Source organism: Streptomyces sp. CAU 1734 (assembly GCF_039888735.1).
GTDB lineage: Bacteria > Actinomycetota > Actinomycetes > Streptomycetales > Streptomycetaceae > Streptomyces.
Genome location: NZ_JBDQQP010000012.1, coordinates 74,456 through 92,303 on the forward strand (window position 1 = coordinate 74,456; position 17,848 = coordinate 92,303).

9 protein-coding genes are annotated in these 17,848 nt (G+C 73.4%); 2 read left to right on the plus strand and 7 right to left on the minus strand.

The annotated features are described in order from the left end of the window. Nucleotides 1-199 precede the first annotated feature (199 nt). From AAFN69_RS23230 to AAFN69_RS23240, 3 genes are all read right to left on the minus strand, one after another. Nucleotides 200-1,417, minus strand: a complete 1,218-nt coding sequence (locus AAFN69_RS23230) for a hypothetical protein (RefSeq protein WP_347730622.1) — start codon at nucleotides 1,415-1,417, stop codon at nucleotides 200-202. Then, complete coding sequence (locus tag AAFN69_RS23235; protein ID WP_347730623.1) at nucleotides 1,414-5,616, minus strand: DEAD/DEAH box helicase; 4,203 nt, start codon at nucleotides 5,614-5,616, stop codon at nucleotides 1,414-1,416. Before AAFN69_RS23235 ends, AAFN69_RS23230 begins: the two co-directional genes overlap by 4 nt. Nucleotides 5,617-6,287: 671 nt before the next feature. Then, complete coding sequence (locus tag AAFN69_RS23240; RefSeq protein WP_347730624.1) at nucleotides 6,288-8,306, minus strand: hypothetical protein; 2,019 nt, start codon at nucleotides 8,304-8,306, stop codon at nucleotides 6,288-6,290. Nucleotides 8,307-8,630: 324 nt separating this feature from the next. On the opposite strand from AAFN69_RS23240, the gene AAFN69_RS23245 reads away from it, so the two are divergent. Continuing rightward, nucleotides 8,631-9,407: a hypothetical protein gene (locus tag AAFN69_RS23245; RefSeq protein ID WP_347730625.1), complete on the plus strand. Its 777-nt coding sequence runs from the start codon at nucleotides 8,631-8,633 to the stop codon at nucleotides 9,405-9,407. Between the two features lie 135 nt (nucleotides 9,408-9,542). Here AAFN69_RS23245 and AAFN69_RS23250 read toward each other — a convergent pair whose 3' ends face one another. After that, entirely contained in the window at nucleotides 9,543-10,001 is a 459-nt protein-coding gene (locus AAFN69_RS23250; protein WP_347730626.1) for a hypothetical protein, read from the minus strand. A 766-nt stretch (nucleotides 10,002-10,767) separates the two neighbouring features. On the opposite strand from AAFN69_RS23250, the gene AAFN69_RS23255 reads away from it, so the two are divergent. After that, nucleotides 10,768-11,556: a hypothetical protein gene (locus AAFN69_RS23255; RefSeq protein WP_347730627.1), complete on the plus strand. Its 789-nt coding sequence runs from the start codon at nucleotides 10,768-10,770 to the stop codon at nucleotides 11,554-11,556. 73 nt (nucleotides 11,557-11,629) lie between these two features. On the opposite strand, the gene AAFN69_RS23260 is transcribed toward AAFN69_RS23255, so the two are convergent. The 3 genes from AAFN69_RS23260 to AAFN69_RS23270 form a co-directional block, all read right to left on the minus strand. Beyond that, entirely contained in the window at nucleotides 11,630-13,240 is a 1,611-nt protein-coding gene (locus tag AAFN69_RS23260; RefSeq protein ID WP_347730628.1) for a hypothetical protein, read from the minus strand. Continuing rightward, complete coding sequence (locus AAFN69_RS23265) at nucleotides 13,237-14,304, minus strand: bifunctional DNA primase/polymerase (protein ID WP_347730629.1); 1,068 nt, start codon at nucleotides 14,302-14,304, stop codon at nucleotides 13,237-13,239. Before AAFN69_RS23265 ends, AAFN69_RS23260 begins: the two co-directional genes overlap by 4 nt. 484 nt (nucleotides 14,305-14,788) lie before the next feature. After that, nucleotides 14,789-17,458 (minus strand): hypothetical protein, encoded by a 2,670-nt coding sequence (locus tag AAFN69_RS23270; RefSeq protein ID WP_347730630.1) that lies wholly within the window; start codon nucleotides 17,456-17,458, stop codon nucleotides 14,789-14,791. Nucleotides 17,459-17,848: the final 390 nt, after the last annotated feature.

Consider the following 17,848-nt stretch of genomic DNA (forward strand, 5'->3'; position numbering starts at 1 on the left):
GGTGCGGGTCCACCGGCCTCGGGTACCAGCCGAGGCGATGTCTTGCCTGCTGCCACACGCAAGAGCGGGTGCTGCTTCCGGAACCACCGGTTGCAGCGTGTGCGCCGTGCGCCCTTGGCAGTGGGCGGCGGCGTCGACGGCTCCTGGCAAAGAGCCGTGCTGGGGATGATCGTATCGGCGGGCCGGCCGGTGAGCCGCGTTATGTCGTGCGCCGGTCGGGGCGGGCGGCGGCACGGGCCGCCTGGTAGGCGCGGGCGGGGTCGGCATGAGAGCCGGGGACGGGTTGCCAGATACCGTACGGGTTTCGGTAGGGGTGCCAGCGGCTGTCGGGTCCGTAGCGCAGCTGGATCCCGACGGCCCGGTCGGTGATCCGGTTGTACTCGATTTCGATGGTGGCCAGCGGTGCCGGTCTCAGGGACTGGATGGCGGCCTGGGCCTCGTGGAGGATGTCGCGGTCGACGGTGAAGGAGTACAGGTAGGCGGCGGCGCCGCCCGGGCCGCCCTGCGTATGGGCGAGGGTGAGGTGGGCCATGCCGACGGTGTCCAGGTTCAGGTGGTTCATGACGGCGGACCGCAGGTGCTGCCCGTGTGGGAGGGCGGTGAGGCGGACGAGGTCGGTCCCGGTGTCGGGGTCGTGCGGTACGGGGTCGCCGTTCAGGAGGCGGTCGGCGCGGTGGGCGGCGTCGGCGGTCAGGGTGACGAGCGCGGTGTGCTCGGGCAGGGGCCCGGGGGGCTCGCCGAGAGTGTGGGTGGGGGCCGGCTGATGTCTGGTGAGGTCGAGGTCGGCCGGTGCGGGGATCGGGACGGCGGCAGGGGCTGCGAGGGCTGGGGCGGTGGTCCGCTGGTGTGGTGTGGGTGCCGGTTGGGGAGTTCGGGGGCGGGAGCGGCTGGCGGGAGTGGTGCGCAGGCGTGTTCTGAGGTGGTGGTGGGCGCGGCCGCGCAAGGTGAACAGCGGGGCGGGGACGGTGCGGAGCCGCTCGGCGAGGAGGAGGCCGACGGCGGCGGTGTGGACGCAGGGGGAGGTTCGTGCGGGAGTGCAGGTGCAGGTGTGGGAGATGTCCGTGGGTTGGGGGACGACGGCGATGCGGGCGGTGGTGGCGGGGTCGGCCAGGAGGTCGCTGATGGCCGGGGTGCCGGCGATCGACAGGGCGTCGGGGCGGTCGGCGATGGCCTGTTCGATGCGCTCCCACTGTGGGGCGGTGAGTTCGTCGACGAGGAGACGGGGGCGGGCGGCGCGGCCGTCGGGCAGGGGGAACTTGCTGGTCGCGAAGCCGGCGTTGACGTTCAGCGGGGCGGGGTCGGCGCTGGTGTCGAGGAGGCGGCGGGCGGCGGTGAGGAGCGCGGTGTCGGCGACGGAGGTGGTCATGGCGGCGGTGAAGGCGGTGGACCAGCCGGCGGTGCTGTGGCGGCGGCTCATCGGCGTTCCTTCAGGGTGACGAGTTCGGCGAGTTCGTGGTCGGTGAGCTGGGCGAGGGCGCGCTCGGAGCCGGTGAGGACGGCTGACGCGAGGGCGCGTTTCTGGGTGAGGAGGGTGTCGATGCGGTCTTCGACGGTGTGTTCGGTGATGAGGCGGTGCACGGTGACGGTGCGGTGCTGGCCGATGCGGTGGGCGCGGTCCGTGGCCTGGTCCTCCACGGCGGCGTTCCAGCTCCGGTCGTAGTGGATGACGTGCTCGGCGCGGGTGAGGGTCAATCCGGTTCCGGCGGCCTTGAGGGAGAGGAGCATGACCGGGTGGCGGCCGGCCTGGAAGGCGTCGATCATGCGCTGGCGCTCGGCCAGGGGTGTGGTGCCGTGCAGGAAGAGCGGATCGTGGCCGAGGTGGCGCAGGTGGGTGTGGAGGAGGCGGCCCATGGTGACGTAGCTGGTGAAGACGAGGGCGGACTGGCCGCGGGATCTGAGCGTGTCGAGGAGTTCGGTCAGGGCGGCGGTCTTGGCGGAGCGGGCGGTGAACGCCGCGGCTTCGGCTTGGGTGGGGGGCTGTTCGGCGAGGTAGTGGGCGGGGTGGTTGGTGATCTTTTTCAGGGCGGTGAGGAGTTTGAACACGAGGCCGTTGCGCTGGATGCCGCTGCTGGCCTGGATCTGCTGGAGGGTCTCGCGGACGAGTGCCTCGTAGAGGCCGGCCTGCTCGGTGGTGAGCTGGACGTGGCGTGGCGAGTCGATTTTGGGCGGGAGTTCGGGGGCGATTCCGGGGTCGGACTTGCGGCGTCGCAGGAGAAAGGGTGCGACGATACGGCCGAGTTCGGCGGCCTCGGTGCCGTTCGGGTCCTTCTCGGCGGCGTTCGCCCACCGGGACCGGTACGTCTTCAGCGTGCCGAAGAGGTGGGGGTTGGTCCAGTCGAGGAGGGACCACAGCTCGGAGAGGTTGTTCTCGACGGGGGTGCCGGTGAGGGCGAGGCGTGTGGTGGAGGGCAGGGCGCGCAGGTGACGGGCGGTGGCGGAGGTGTGGTTCTTCGCGTACTGGGCTTCGTCGGCGATGACCAGGGCCCAGGGCCGGTCGGCGAGGAGGGCCCGGTCGCGGCGCAGGATGCTGTAGGTGGTGATCACGAGGGTGGTGTCGGTGATCGTGTCCAGGGTGCGCTGGGGGCCGTGGTAGGTGTGAACGGGCAGACCGGGGGTGTGACGGGCGGCTTCGCGGCTCCAGGTGGTGACGAGGGATGCGGGGCAGACGACGAGGGTCGGGCCGGGGGTTCGCTGCTGGTGGTGGAGGGTGAACGCGAGGGCGGTGAGGGTCTTGCCCAGTCCCATGTCATCGGCGAGGACGGCTCCGAATCCGAGGTCGGTGGTGGAGGCGAGCCAGGTCAGGGCCCGCTGCTGGTAGCCGCGCAGGGTGGCGCGCAGTCCGGGTGGGGAGGGCAGTTCCCGGTGCTGGTGTTCGCCGTTGCGCAGGATGGTGATGATGTCGGCGAGCGCTCCGGTGGGGCGGCACGGGACGGGGGCGCCGTCGGCGGTGAGGGTGCCGGTGAGGGCGGCGGTCAGGGCCTCGGTTCCGGGCAGGTGTCCCAGGAGCCGGTGGCGGGCGCGGCGGCGCTGGAGCGGGTCGGCCAGGACCCAGCGCCCGCGGACGCGGACCAGGGGGCGGGCGGCTTCGGCGAGGTCGTGCATCTCCTGTTCGGTCAGCGGCACCCCGTCCAGGGCCAGTTGCCAGCGGAAGTCGAGGAGGGCGGTCACGCTGAACCGGGCCCGCTCCCCCGGTCCCGTATCGGGGCGGGCGGGGGTGCCGATGACCGCCGTCGTGTGCAGGGCGGTGCGCATCCCGTCGGGCCACACCACCCGGACGCCTTCCTGGGCGAGGTCGTGTTCGTGTTCGAGGAGCGACTCGATCGCCGGGGTGTCGAGGGTGATGCGGTGCGGGTGGTGCTGTGCGGCGAGCCCGGCCAGGGCGGGGGTGCGGCGGGCTGTGCGGCGCAGGACTCGGCGCACCCCGGCCAGGAGCGCGGCCGTGTTTTCCCCGTCCGGGCGCCTGCCGCTGTTCCAGACCTGGCCGGCGTCGACGTGGTGGCCGGCGCCGGGTTCCGTGCCGGCGGGTGTCAGGTGCAGGGCGAGGGTGAGGTGTCCTGCGGTGGCCTGTTCGTCGTCGGGGCGCTGAACGTGGAGGGTGAGGGGCGGGGCGGGCCGGTCGTCGACCAGATCCTCCACACGGTCCAGCCAGTCCCGGGCCCCGTCCGCCATCGCGGGGTTGAGGGGCTCGGCGCTCGGGGTGGTCCAGGGGCTGGGGAACAGGGCGGCTGCGGCGGGGGTGCGGACGAGCGCGTCGGCCGCCGCGTCGCAGAAGGCGTCGAGGGTTTCACGGGCCGTCGTGTGCGCGGGGTGCGCGGCGGGCGGGGCGGCGGCGGCGAGTTCGTCGAGCGCGGCCCGGGCGGGCGGCGGCATTGGTCCGACGCGCCAGAAGGGGCGGGCATGGTCGTCGAGGGCGGGGTAGAGAAGGCGGGCGCGGACGAGCTGGAGGGCGATGTGGACAGCGCGTTGCCAGAAGACCAGCTCGGGGGTGGCGCCGCTGCGCGCCCGTTGGAGGGCGGCGAGTCCGTACGGGAGGGGCGTGTGCCATCCGCCGGCGGTGCCCGGTGTCGGGGGCGCCGGGGTCAGGGGGGCGGGAAGGCCGGTCGTGGGCAGGGCCCGGGTTCCGGTGTCCTGCACCCTCCAGGCTGCCGGATGTTCGGCGGTGGCGGGGACGAACGTCACCGGGCAGCCCGAGTCGAAGGCTTCCCGCAGCAGTTCGGCCGCGTCTCGGCCGGCCGGGTCGAGTGGCGGGCGGCGGTCCGCGATGGTGGCTTGGGCCGGGCGCGGGTCGGGGAGGGGTGTGTCCGCCCGGGCGGGCGTTGCGGTGCCGGGGGTTGGAGCGGAGCGCGGGTCGGGCACGGTCGGGGTGTGGTCGAGGGTGGTGAGCTTGCGCAGCAGTTTCAGGGCCGCGGCGCGGCGGGCGGCGACGCGGTCGGGTCCGGCCGCGGTCGCCCGGACCTGGGCGCCGCTGGCGCGGTGACGGCAGGTGTAGGTGCACTCGACCCGTGAGCCCAGCGTCCGCAGCTGGGCCTCCGGCTTGGTGATCGTCTCGAGCTGGTGGTGCTTGTTGAGGTGCTTGACCGGGTCCTGGTTCTGCCCGGGGACCGTGATCCGCGGCGCTGGGGCGGGCTTGTCGTCGTCGGGCAGCGAGGGTTCCGGAAGTCCGGTCATGTGGGCGAGGAGCGCGCACGCGGCGGCGTGCCGGGCGGATTTGCGGGAGAACGCGGTCCGCACCGGGCCGGTGACGTCCGAGCCGGCCCGCAGGCGGGCCTGGACGTGATGACGTCCGTCCGGGTCGGGCGGTGTCCCCTCCTCGTAGGTCAGTCCGTGGTCCTCACCGTGGTGTTCGGCGTGCCAGTGCAGCAGCCGGGCGGGCGCGGGGGGCATGGCCGCGGCCCTGTTCAGCGCGGCGGCCCTCAGCGGTGCCCAGGGTTCGCCGGAGGCCATCAGGATCAGCGTGAACATGTCGCGGTGCCGCAGGCGTCCGGCGGCCGCCCGGCGCAGCGCTTCCTCCTCAAGTTCCCGGCCCGGCCCCGTTCCTGATGCGAGGGCGCGGTGGAGGCGCTGCTCGAAGACCTCGGAGAGCATGCCGGGCAGGAGCAGGCGCTCCTCCGCGATGCTCGCTGTCGGCGCGGAGATGCCGGGCACCGTGCTATCGGCGAGGCGGGCCAGCAGGAAGAGCGCCGCGCGGTCCTTGGCCTCGCGTTCGGTGCTCCCGCCGGCGAGAGGTCCGGTGACGGTGGATCCTGCGGGACCGATGACGGCCGCGAACGAGCTGGCGCGGCCGCCGGGCGGCAGGGGCTCGCACGGCTGGAACTGCGGGGGCGGCCACACCTCGACCTGGGTGTGGGTGATCAGGACCTGCCGGGCCCGTTCGAGCTGGCCGGTCAGGCGGTCGACGACCGCTTGGCGGACCGGCGCCCAGCCGGGGGCGTCGCCGGTCGCGATCAGCAGCAGGCGCATGTCGCGGACGGTGAGCCGGTCCTCGCGGCAGCGCCGCAGGGCTTCGTGGGCCACCGCCGGGTTGAAGCCGTCCGTGCCCGCGAGGAGCCTCAGCTCCTCGTCCCACGAGTCCGGATCGCCTCCGGCTGACCGTGCGCCCGCGGGGATTGTGGGCACTGCCGTGAAACTCAACTCTTCCGCTCCTCATCCCTGACGGACTGGTTCTGTGTCCCGTGGCGGCACGCTGACACCGGGCCCCCGCCACAGTAAGTGAGGTCACCGACACACCACGGTGTCGGTCCCGTGGCGGAACCGGGCCTGCGGGGCGGCGTCCGTGTCGCCGGACGGCACGGGAAGCCCGGGACGAGGGGCCATGGCGTCGGCTGGTACTCGTACTGCTACGCGCGGGGGCGGGGGCGGAGGGCGCCGTCGCATGGTTCAACTGCGCAGACGGGCCCGCCTTCGTCGAGCGGGTCCGCGCGGCCCCGGACCGTGTCGTCCGCTCCTGCGTGATCCGGGCTTGGGGCTGCCACGTTCGGCGCCGGTACCTACCCGTCGGTGGCTTCGTCTCGGCAAAAAGCCGTGCCGTATCCCGGGTGAGCTGGTCCGCGTCCTTGGACGGCGAGGCGGGTGAGCAGGTCGACGAATCCCGCATGGCGTGTGCCACGGGCTCGTTCGAGGACTTGTTGCGCTTCGTCCTCCGCGATCCAGAGGGCCTTCGGTGAACCCGCCGGAGGTGGTTCGATCGGCGGCGGAGTGGTGTCGGGCTCCTGGGTCATGATGACGGTCTCCTTGAAGTGTGAGCGGAGCGCGCTGGGTTGCTGTTTTTGTGACGCGACCGCTTGTTCCTATCCGCTGTCGGCGGCGAGGTAGGCGGTCCAGGTGCGGGCGGCGCGGCGGCGCCACTGCTCGGCCGTGATGAGGTGGATGCCGAGCCTGGCGGACAGTTCGGCGGGCGGCAGGTCCATGGCGGCGTTCATCAGGGCGGAAGCCCTGGCCGGTTTGATGGTGAGGCCGTGGTGGTTGAGCACGGAGGTCAGTGCTCCGGCCGACTGGTGGCGCATGCGGTTGCGCGCGTTGGGGAAGAGCCAGCGGGACATCACCGGATCCGCGGCGGCGGATTCCGTGTGGGTGAAGGCCAGCTCGGCGATCAGGCGCGTGAGAGCCGGTGGGAGAATCAGCGGGGCCTCTCCCAGCAGGAGGTAGCTGTCCTGTGTCCGGTGTTCGAGGCAGTCGCGGGCCAGGGACACGATCCGGGTGGCCTGCTGACCGTAGAGAAGGACGAGCGCTCCGGCGACACGGACCTCAAGGGGCAGCCCGTCCTCGTCGTGCAGGCATCGGGTGAGGAGCTTCCAGTGGGAGCGGGCTTCCATGGCGACGGGGGCGGGCTTGTCCCGGTGCGGGATGTGAAGGTGCTGCGCACGACCGTCGTCCGCGGCCCAGACGAGGAAGTCGCGCACATTGTGCCGGGTGCTTGTTCCTTCCCCGAGCCACTGGTCGGTGTGTTCCTGGGCGAGTTGGTCCAGGGCGATGCTCCGGCCGTGCGCCCAGGTCAGCAGTTCGGCGGCCGCGGTCATGCGGGCGTTGGCCCAGTCGGCGACGTACTCCGTGCTGGGCCGTTCACGGCCGCGCAGGCGGGGCAGGACCGAGCCGTGTCCGTAGGCGTGCAGGTGTTCGGCGTGCCGGGGGTGCGCGCCGACGATCCGGGCGAGGCGGCGTTCGACGCTCGCGAGGTGTTCGTCACGCGGAGCCAGCACACCGGCATCGACGAGGATGTCGCGGAGGTAGCCGATGGCCTGTCCCCGGCCGGGACCGAGCTGGTCAAGGGTTGCGTGGCTCAGCGGTTGCCCGGAGGCGACGGCCCGGGACAGCAAACGGGCGGACGCCGAGTGTTTGAGCCAGGAGTGCGCCGCCCGCGGGTGCCCGCTGCCGGTGAGCCTGTCGTGCAACGGTTTCAGCTGCTCACGGGCCGCAGCGGGCAGGCCGGTGAAGTAGTCCGCGGCCGTGGTGTCGAACGCGCACGTCTCGCACAGGCCGCCGATCGTGGAGTCGGCCGGGTCCGCGCAGCGGGTGCACGCGTAATCGGCGGCGGCCCCGGAGCACGGGCCGCAGGCGGGCGCGCCCGCGATCCGGCCGGTCAGTGTGCGGGTGGCCCCGCAGGCGGTGCAGGGCGCCGGGTTCGCGCGGACACGGGCGTAGCAGGTGCTGCATACCGGTCCCAGCGGCCATCTGGCCTGTACCTGGGCCGTGATGCGGCAGAGCGAGCACGAGGCCGGCTTGCGGGGCCGGCAGGTGTCGCACAGGGGCCGGCCGTCGGTCCGCGATCGCCGGCACACCCGGTCCTGACCGCATTGGGCGCAGGCGGTCTTCGGTGTTCTGTGGGTGAGCCCGCGGGCGTAGCAGGCTGAGCACAGGCCCTGGGCGGGCAGCGGCCGGGTCCGGCCGCACTCGGCGCAGGTGCCGGCGGAGGCGGCGTAGGCCAGTGCCCCGGCGCAGCCGGCGCACACGCGCCCGTCCTCCACCGCCCGGACCAGCGGCCGATCGCGGTGGCACCGGTGGCACTGGGGTGGTTGCACGCGGGGGCACCCGGCGTCGGCCAGGGCCCGGATCAGCCGCTGCACGGCCGGAGGTGCGAGTGAGCTGCCGCTGACCAGGGCGTCGGCGTGCTCGGCCAGGTGGTCGTGGATCACCCGGCGGGCCCGGCCGCTGAGCGCCGCGACGGCGTTCTCGACGGTCGGCCGCTCCAGCTCGGGCAGTGCCGCCGCGATCTGCCCGGCGACGTCGCGGTGGAGGAGCGAGGTGCTGACGGTCCGCTCCCCCGCCCTGTTGCCGTTGTCGGGATCCTCGGTGATGGACTCCGTGCTCATGTGTTCCCCCCTTGTGATGGGTTTTGCCGGGCGGGCGTTGGCCGGCGGCCCGCACGGCACGGGCGTACCGCTGCACCCGGGCTCGCGCTCCGGCCCGCACCCCGCGTCGCTTCGCGGTGGTCGTGGCGCGTCTCATCATTGCGTCGTTCACCGACACGGCCTTCGTCGTGCGGTGGCTTGGCCGGCGGGACTCCGTCTCGGTGCGACCGGGCGGCGACGGTTTCGCCCGGCCCGGGCGGGAGAGGCGAGGATCGTCGTGGCCCCGGGTGCCGGGCACGGGCGCACAGAACTCTGTCCACAGGCAGCCGTCTTGAGTATGCGGTCATGACTTCAGCGACTTCGGCACCTCACCTGTACGCGCTGCCCGAACACCGGCGGCTGGATCTGCTGGCCCGCTTCCCGCAACTGGACGAGGAGCAGATATCGGCGTGGCTGGGCCTCACCCTCGCCTTCCGCGGCCCGGTGTGCGCCCGGCTGGAGAAGCGGCGCGGTCACCTGCCGGCCACCGCCGTTCTCGGCAGTGACGAGCGCTGGCACCTGCGTCTGGGCACGGCCATGGTCTGCTCCAACGCGGCGCGCATCCTGATCGACCTGGACGCACCGGCCCCCGTGCCCGGCACGGTGGTCGCCCATTCGTTCAGGGTCCGTTTCCGGTCCGGGGAGCAGAGCTCTCCCCCCGCTGGTGCCGTGCGTCCGGACTGGGACGTGGTGCTGACGGGGCAGGAACGGGAGCCGGATCTGGTGCCCCGGGCCGAGCGGTGCCCGATCAATCTCGACCAGGGCGACTGGGCTCCCTGCCGCGTGGTGTCGCGCAGCGACTGGAAGGGCCACAAGCGCAACCGGTACATCGCGGCCGCGGGCACGATGTGCCACGCCTGCGGTGACAGTCTGGGCCAGGACCTCCACTATGACCGGAACACTCATCTCATCACCGGTCTGCTGTGCAACGAGTGCAGCAGCCACATCAACGAGTGCCCCCATCCGTCGGGTTGCTACCAGGCCGACTACCTCAACGATCCTCCGGCGGCGCATCTGCGCGAGCGCTACTACGTCGGCGGCAACCGTGACGACCGCAAGCGCATGACACGCCGGGCGGCTTGAACCGGCCCTCTGCTCCGCGTGCTCTGCGGCCCGGCGTCCGGAGCTACGCGGAGCAGGGGGCCGGCCGCCGTTCTCCGGTCGTGGGGGTTTGCGCCTCGGGGCCGCGCCGCCGAGGATGAGCCGGCGTCCTGGTGTCTACTCGCTCGCCGCGACGGAGAGCGGGTCCAGACCGGCGAAGTGGTAGTTGAGGTATGCGGCCAGGATGGAGAGTACGGCGGCCTGACGGCTGGGGGGATGCTGGCTGATGTGAGTCCAGGCCCGTTCCGGTTCGCCGCGCATGCTCTGCTGGATGACGTCCTGTGCCAGCATCATCGTCGGGTCGTGGGCCGCGTTGCCGACCGGGACGACCTGTCCGTCGGGGCGGGTGTCGTCGGCCAGCATCCGTCCCGCCACCTCGAAGGCGGCGCGCAGTTGCTCCTCGCCGCCGCGCAGCAGGCTCAGCAGGAGTGCGGTGTTGGCCTTCCGGCCGGTCGCCGGGTCCGCGGCCGCCATCCGGCACAGCGTCCCGATCACCGCTCGCTGCGGCGGCGACACCGCGGCGGTCTCAGCGGCGAGAGCCAGGTCATCCACTTGCTGTCTCGTGAGGTCGGGCATACGCACAGCGTAGGGCTGGCGGCTGTTGCCCGAGCGCAAGGAGCGGAGTCCCGCCCGTTCAGGATCCGGGGCGCGGCCGTGGCTTCTCGTCGATCGCCGGCGCGGCAACGGCCGTACCAGTCGTTCCCCGGCCGCGCGCCTCGTCCGCCCGCTCCACGGCGTCCGGGGACGAACTCCGCGGCCTGCGGTCCGGTGCAGCCGTGGTGAGCTCACGCCCCGAAAGCTTGCCGCGGCACTCTCGGACGCCGGGCACCGCGGTGACACGCCCGCTGTGCCGGTGACGCTGCCGCATGACGCAGCACCGCCCCTGCCCGACCGTGCGCCGACGTGCGGTTTCACCGTCCGGGTCAGCGGGTGACGGACGCTGATGACGCTCTGGCGCGCCATGTCTCCATACCGCTTCTCCCTCTTCCTTTTTCTCTTCGGTGAGATGGGGCAGGTGAGCGTCATAGCGTCATGGATCCGCTGCCGTGGGACTAAAGCCGCAGGTCATCGTCAGTACAGGCCGGGTACCGGGTGCGTCATCGGCAGCGTCAGGCCTGCGTCATCGTCGCGGGCCGAGAACGCTCCCGGAGTGTCCTTAGCCGACGCGCAGGATCCGATGGCAGAGGAGCAGGAAAGGCCGGACCAGAGCCTTCGGCGCGGGAGCGTGCCGGCGTGACGTCCGCGGATCGGGCACCCAGCGCGCGGGCACGGACCGGTGCCGGGGCGCGGCCGGCTCTCGAATCGGCTGCGCCACCGGCGGTACCTGGGGAGAATCCTCTGGGTGAGCAACGAGACGACGGCCGGGCGTTCCGCCCCGGCTCTCCCCCAGACCAGCGCCGACGCCGCGACTGCGGAGAGCCGCGAGGTGCTGGCAGCGCGAGTCCGGGTGGGCGCGGCGGCGCGCGGCCTGGACGCGCCGTCCGTCGGCCGGCGGGTCGAACGGTGCGAGAACGAGCTGAAATTCACCCGCTCCGGGGGCCCTGCCGGGGAGGCTCTGGTCGCGGGTGTGGAACTGGAACTCGCGGAATGGCGGCGCATCGCCGCGCTGCTCGCGGGAGTGTCCGGCACCTACCGCCCTGCCGGCGATCCGGTGGTCGCCGCAGCCGAAACGGCGCTCGCCGCCCGCGAGGAAGCCGCCCGGGCCGCGAAGCAGGCCGCCGAGGAGGACCGGAAGGCCCGCCGGCACTGGGCGCTGCGCCGGGCCCACGCCCTCCTCGACCTGGCCCAGGCCGACCGCCTCGACGCCAGCGTGCCGGTGACGGCGGATGATCCCGGAGCGTGGCCGATGCTGACCGGACACAACCCGATGGCCGTCGCGCGGATCGACGGCTGGATGGCCCGCGCGCTGGCCGGCCGCTCCGGGGCCCTGTCCGACCCCGCCGTTCGGACGGCGGCCCTGGCAGCGCTGCCGGAGCGGGTGACCTCCCACGCCGCCCTCCTTGAGGCCCTCACCACCCCCCATCCCGGCACCTGCGTATCCGCCGACGAGTTGGAGTTCCTCGGCGAACTCGCCCGCGCTGCACCGGAGGCGACTGTCCGCCTCGCCCGGTGGCTCGCCGCGCCACGCTGAAGCACCGCACCCGCGGATTCGCGATTCGGGGACGGTCTGGGGGCGGGCTCGCGGCCGGGTGGGTGCCCAGTGGTCAGTCCGGCGGACCGTGGTCGGGGCGCACTGTGATGCTGAAGCCGCGTGTGGTGCTGGTGCGGGGCAGTTTGCGGATGTCGAGACCGTGTTGGCGCAGCGCCGGGGCGAGGGAGGTCAGGCGGGCGGAGAGCAGGGCGGTGGTCTTGGGCCAGGTGTCCGGGATCGGTCCGGGTGGTCGCAGAGCCTCGTCGATCTGGGCGGTGGTGGCCCGCCACTCGGCGGTGTCGGCGGTGGAGGCCCAGCGGGTGAGGGCGGTGGCGACCGGGTCGGCGTCGATGACGTCGTCGGTGACCGCGTTCTGCGAGGCGGTGTAGGTGTTGAGGGTGTCCCAGCCCGTGACCGCGTCGAGGGCCCACAGCAGTTCGGCCCAGTCGGCCATCCGCGGCCGGTGGTCGAGTTGCTCGGCAGCGTCGGGCAGGCGCGCCCACACCGCGGCCGCCAGGTCGAGCAGACCGCCGAGGATCTGGCCGTGGGCGGCGCGGTAGCAGCGCCACAGGTCGTGCTCGCTGCGCCTCGCCTTGGGGTCGATGGCCTCCAGGGTGAAGGGGAGAAGGCGTTCGGCGATGTCCGGTTGGAGGGCGCCGACGTCGATGCCGGTGAGCAGGACGGGCCGCTGGTAGGCCCAGGAGGTGACGTCGTCGTCGGTATACATCTCCCTTTTCGCGACGGCCTGCCCGGTGACCGCCCGGCACAGGAAGTCCGACAGCCACTGGGGGATGCCGGCGAGGTTGTCCAGGCCCATGGTCCAGCCGGCGGAGGCGGCGACCGCGCCGTCGTCCTCGCTGCGGGGGACGTTGCGCACCTCGGCGCGGATCCCGTCGAGGACGCGCAGCAGCTGCCGGGCGGAGGTGGTTTTCGCGGTGCCGCGCTCGCCGTTGAAGTACGCGATCGGGCGGGGCATGTCGGGTCTCAGTCCGGCCAGCAGCCAGGCGACCGCCAGCCGCCAGGACGGCTCGGCCAGCGCGGACAGTTCACGCAGCCGTCCGAGTCCGGTCCGCCAGCCACCCGGTTCCCGTTCGGGCATCGGGAGTTCGCCGGTCAGCCGGGTGCGCCGCCACAGCGGTCCCTCGCCGATCGGCGGGGCGGTCACCGACCAGGTGTCCGGTTCGATGCACACGCTCAGCCCGTCCCGGCGGCCCAGGTCGAGCCAGGTGACGTGCTCGTCGACCGGATCGGGGGCGATCCGCAGGTGGACCGGCTGCTCCGGGGCGTCCAGGGCGAGGGCGTCCATCGAGGCGATCGCGTCGGTCAGGCATCCCTGGGAAGGGGCCCGTCCCGTCGCCATCACGTAGGAGCGGTTGAGGAGTTGACGCAGGCTGCCGGTGCCGCCGAAGCCGCCGGCCGCGCGCAGCGGGCGGGCGATCGCAGGACCGGCGACGGGAACGGCGTACGCGGTCTGGTCGTGGCACACCAGGTGGTACTCGTCCATGCCCAGGTGCAGCAGGATGTCGGCCTGGTTGAGCTTCGGCCCGCGCTCGGCCTTCCGCTGCTGTTCCGGAGTATCGGCCGCCGCGGTCGCCTCTCCTGTTCCGGCGGGCGCCGGCCGGGAGGGCCGGGGTTCGGTGGCCGGGAAGGGCAGCGGCACGCGGGCGGTGAGAGGGTGGTTCATGGCCGTGCTCCCGGGCTCGGGACGGTGCGCGGCGAGCGCGTGCCCGCTTGGAGTGCGCGGCGGATGGTGGACTGGGCCTTGGCCTCGCCGGGATCGACCCCGGCCAGCGCGGCGGCCTCGGTGAGCGCCTGGTGGACCTCGTCGAGGTCCAGCAGCCCGGCCCCGACGAGCCGGCCGAGCCGGTAACCGGAGCGGTTGATCTGGTCGTTGCGGCCTGTGCGCGCCGACGCCACGGCGTCGAGTTCGCCGCGCAGCGCCGCGGCGGCATACGCGGCCGTGTCCCGCGGCCCGTGCCGTGCGCCGGGGCGGGGAAGCCGGATCCGGGCCGGTGGCGGGGTGGTGTCGGGGTCGCGGGTGCGCAGGCCGACGCGGGCCAGCTCCAGCGCGAGCCAGCGCGGCAGCCGGGCCGGCACCGTCCGGGGTCCGACCAGTTGGTAGCGGCCGGCCGCGGTGACGGTTCCGGGCGCGACCGCGGTGGACCAGCCGGCCCGCACATCGACCTGCCAGCCGAGCCGCCCCGCGCCCTGCACGAACCGCGGCCCGCTCCCGGCCTCGTACCACAGGTGCACCCCGCCGGAGGGGGTGCGCACCGTCAGCGTCGGTGGGGCGTGCAGCAGGCTCTCGGCCCGCCGCACCCGGCACAGCAGCTCCAGCACATCCACCCCGGTGCGCACCTGCTCGGTCTCCGGGAGGGACGCCGGATCGACGCCCGGGAGCAGTAGCGCGGGATCCGGCAAGGGGTGGTGGTGGTCGTCCAGATCGACGACCACGAGACGGGAGGGGCCGGTGGCCACGCCGACGGCGAAGTCGCGGCCGCGCCACCAGCGGCGGATCAGATCCGGGTCCGTGGTCGCCGCCCGCACCCCGTGGCAGTACCGGCCCGCCGTGAGGCACCGGCAGCCGCCGGCGTCCCGTTCGGGAAATCCGCAGGCGGCCCGCTGCCCCGACGCGGGCGGCCGGCACCGGCGGCAGTTGCCCGTCGGACGCTTCGATCCGGGCAGCAGCGGATGCACCCACCACCCGCGATCCGCGCACCGCATGGCCAGCTCCAGGCTTGCGTTCATACCGGGTTCACCGCCTTGTGGCACTCGCCCGCCCGCGACGGTGGCACCAGGTCCCTGCCCTCGAACAGCCGGCCGGTGGCCGGCCATCCGCGCGCCGTCCACCGCGCCACCCGCTCACCGCTCAGCCGGGTCTGCGGTCCGACGCGCGGGCCGGCCGGTGCCCGCGCGGGCACCCGGTTCCCGTGAGACGGACGACGAACGCGGTGACGGCGCGGGGGCCACAGAGGATCCGGTGCGGTCAACGCCGCACACCGCGGACGAACGGCCCGGGTTCGCTCCGCACGACCAGCCGGCGCGGGCAGATCCTGCCAGATGCCCATCAGAGCCTGCGCGCCCTGACAGGTCGGACGCCGTCCCCGTCCCGGTGCTCCCTCCAGCGGTTCCCGCCAGGGCGGGGACACCACCGTCCGCACCCGCCGGCCAGGCGGTGGGCTGAGTGAAAGCGGCTGCCGCCGACGCCCGGCCGTCACGGTCACGGAAGCGTTCACGCCACGCTCACCGCCTTCCGCTGCGGCATCCCGGCAGGCACCGAGGAGCTCTCGTCCTGCCGGTCGGCGAGCTCGGCCAGACGCTGAGCCCAGCCACCGGCCACGGGCCGCACGGCCTCACCGGCCCGGGCAGCGGCCAGCCGACGCGCCCGGTCGGCGAACAGGAACTCCGCCGCGCGCAGCAGGGCGTCGTGGGCGGCCCGGTCGGCGGCCTCCTCGGCCAGGGCCCGGTTCGCGTGGCGACGGGCGCGGAGTTCGGACTCGTACGCGGCATCGGCCTCCGCCCGCGCCTCGGACGAGTGCAGCAACTGCCCGTACAGCCGCTCACGCCGCTGGTCACGGATCGCCTCGGCGATCTCCCGCACCGCGAACAGCCCGGGTTCCTCACCGGTACCGGCACGGTGCCGGTCCAGGTACTGCTCCAGCAGCGCCCGGGTGTCCCCGGCGCACAGCCCGGTCAGAGCCACGACCGCGGCCGGGTCGGTGAGGTCCGCGCGGCCCATGACCGCGAGGTCGACGGCTTCGGCCAGCGTCCGCTCCACGCTCCGGCGCCCGGTACACACTAGGCACAGACCACCGGCGTCCGGGATCCCGCAGTCCGCGCACGGCTGCGCCCGCCGGGACTGTTCTGCGGCCTCCTGCCCGGCGCGGCGCCGCTCGAAGACTTCGGCGCGCGCCGCCCGCTCGGCCACCGCGCGCTCCCTGCGAACCTCCTGGACCGCGGCCTCGTACGCCACCGCCGCCTGGAGCCGCTTGTCGAACTCTGCCCGCAGCACCTGCGGCGCGGCCCCGGGCAGTTCCCGGGCCACCTCGTTCCGGACCCTGGCCCGCAGACCGCGCTGATCACCGATCAGAGTCTGGCAACTGGGGCAGCCCGCGCCGGAATCCATCCTCGAGCCCTCGTCGCACAGCTGCGACCAGCACCACGCACGCTGCACCAGACCACGCCCCAGCAGCCAGCCGGCCGGGTCCGAGATCCGGCCCGTCTGCTGGCACAGCCGCCGCTCCAGCCGATCGGCGAGAACCTGCTCGGCATGCTGCGGGCCCACGATTCCCCGGAGTCTGGCGAGTTGGGTGCGCACCGCGGCGGCGACATGCCTGCGGGCCGCGGACCGGGCGATCCGCTCCCACACCGACGCCACCGGAGCCAGCACCGTCTCCAGCCCCGCGGGCAACGGCGCCGGGCGCACGAACACCGCAGCCCCCACCGGCCGGCTCCCGTTCCGGGAAAGGATCTTCGGGGAGGAGTTGCGCTGTTCCCCGCGCAGCGGGCCGCCCGCACCCCGACCGGCCGGAAGGTCCGGGACACCTGTGGAACCCGGCGTGTCCTCGCGGACGCCCGCGGGCTCCGGCTGACGGCAGGACCCCCCAGCGGCTTCGCCGGAAGACCCGAACGAGAGAGCAAGTGAACCAAGTACAGAAACCACCGGAGCGTGGACTGCGTGGAGGTCTGCAGCAGCAGGGCGCTCCACCACACCAGGCTCCAGAGCGGAGACAGAGGCGTCTTCCCCGCACGTCACCGGCCCTGCGGCATCCCGGCCCGCACCATGATCCCCGGATGCAGCACCAGGGCGCTGGACGGACTCGGGCTCCACATCGTCGAACGACTCCTGCTGCCACCCCTCCCCCGACAGCACCACTCCCCCACCGCCGGCCGTCTCGGTGTCAGCCGAACCGCCCGCGCACGACGAACACGACCCCGGACCCTCGAGCTCCCCCACGGCCTCCTCAACGACCGCGTCCTGCACAGCCGCGGTCCCCCGCCCGAAAGCCACCGCGACCGCCGGAATCAGCAGCCGCCCCTTCCCGAACTGCCCCGTCCCGGTCGTCGCCCGGCCGACCCCGACCACCCGCTCGCGCTCCAGCCGGTCCAGGACCTTCCCCCCGCCCGACACCGAACACCCCAACGCCCGCGCCACCGTCGCGTCCGCGCGCCCCCGCCCCTCCTTCACCGAACCGCCAACCAGACGCACCCGCCCGTCAGGACGCGTCTGCAGCGCCAGAAGCAGCAACGCGAGCCGATCCGTGGCAGCGCCCCTCCCCCGCCGCGCCGCGAGCAGCCCCGGCGGCGTCACCGGCCCCCCGACCGGCGCCCACCCCGGCGCGAACAGTGCCTCACAGAACCGCAGCAGCGTCGCCAGGTCCTTACGGGCCAGCGCGAGAGGATGCATCGGATCCCCACTCTCCCGCGCCGCGGCCAACGGCAGGAGCTTCCACTCCAGCCCCGTCACCCGCCCGGCCTCGTTCACCAGCGGCTCCGTCTCGGCCGCGCCGGCCTCACGCATCGCGGGCAGCACCGCATGATTCACCGACGACGTGGAAACCCCGAGCCAGCGGGCCATCTCCCCCGCCCGCAGCCGCAACACCGCACTGCGCGCCGGCGCCTTCGCCAGCAACACCACCGCAGCCAGCCGCGCCGAATCCGGCACACCCTCAAGCGACTTGTCAGCCAGAAGGCACCGCACCGCGGCATACAGCCGGGCCCGCATCACCCGGTTCAACGCCAACGGCTCACCAGGCCCCGACTCCGGAACCGGCCCAGCCACCTCAACCTCGCCCGCGCGCGTACCGCGACGCCACGACGAGCCACCAGAACGAGCCGCCCCGCCAACCGATTTCGGCATGACTGAGCCAGCCCTCGTACGGACAGCGATGATCTGCTCCATAATCGAGAACGGAAGGGGACACCGCCGCAGTCCGCTCTGGCTAGGACAACCACAAGAGCCGGACCCGGCGACACCAGGACTCAGCCGGCCATCCGGCTGACCAGCACCCCCCTCCACGCAGTGCGAACAGCCCGGGACGGCCATCCCGGGCTGTTCGCGTTCCAGGTCACCCTGCAACCCCTGACCTGTGGACAAGGACCGTGGCTGCCCGTACTCCACGCCTCGAACGGAGATTCACCTACCACTGCGAGGGAGCTCCGCAGCGAGCACGCCCTGAGCACAGGGAACGAAGCTGCGAGGCGTCGACAGGTGAGGTCAGACATCCCGGCTCCTTCCTGCCGTCTAGTTATCTCAACCGATCCAGCATCAGATCCGAGAACCGAATTAGGG

Bases quoted from the DNA above. Each gene is read 5' to 3' on its own strand.
- AAFN69_RS23240 (WP_347730624.1), bottom strand. From the start codon at position 8,306: ATGAGCACGGAGTCCATCACCGAGGATCCCGACAACGGCAACAGGGCG.
- AAFN69_RS23245 (WP_347730625.1), top strand. From the start codon at position 8,631: ATGACTTCAGCGACTTCGGCACCTCACCTGTACGCGCTGCCCGAACAC.
- AAFN69_RS23230 (WP_347730622.1), bottom strand. From the start codon at position 1,417: ATGAGCCGCCGCCACAGCACCGCCGGCTGGTCCACCGCCTTCACCGCC.
- AAFN69_RS23270 (WP_347730630.1), bottom strand. From the start codon at position 17,458: ATGGAGCAGATCATCGCTGTCCGTACGAGGGCTGGCTCAGTCATGCCG.
- AAFN69_RS23260 (WP_347730628.1), bottom strand. From the start codon at position 13,240: ATGAACCACCCTCTCACCGCCCGCGTGCCGCTGCCCTTCCCGGCCACC.
- AAFN69_RS23265 (WP_347730629.1), bottom strand. From the start codon at position 14,304: ATGAACGCAAGCCTGGAGCTGGCCATGCGGTGCGCGGATCGCGGGTGG.
- AAFN69_RS23250 (WP_347730626.1), bottom strand. From the start codon at position 10,001: ATGCCCGACCTCACGAGACAGCAAGTGGATGACCTGGCTCTCGCCGCT.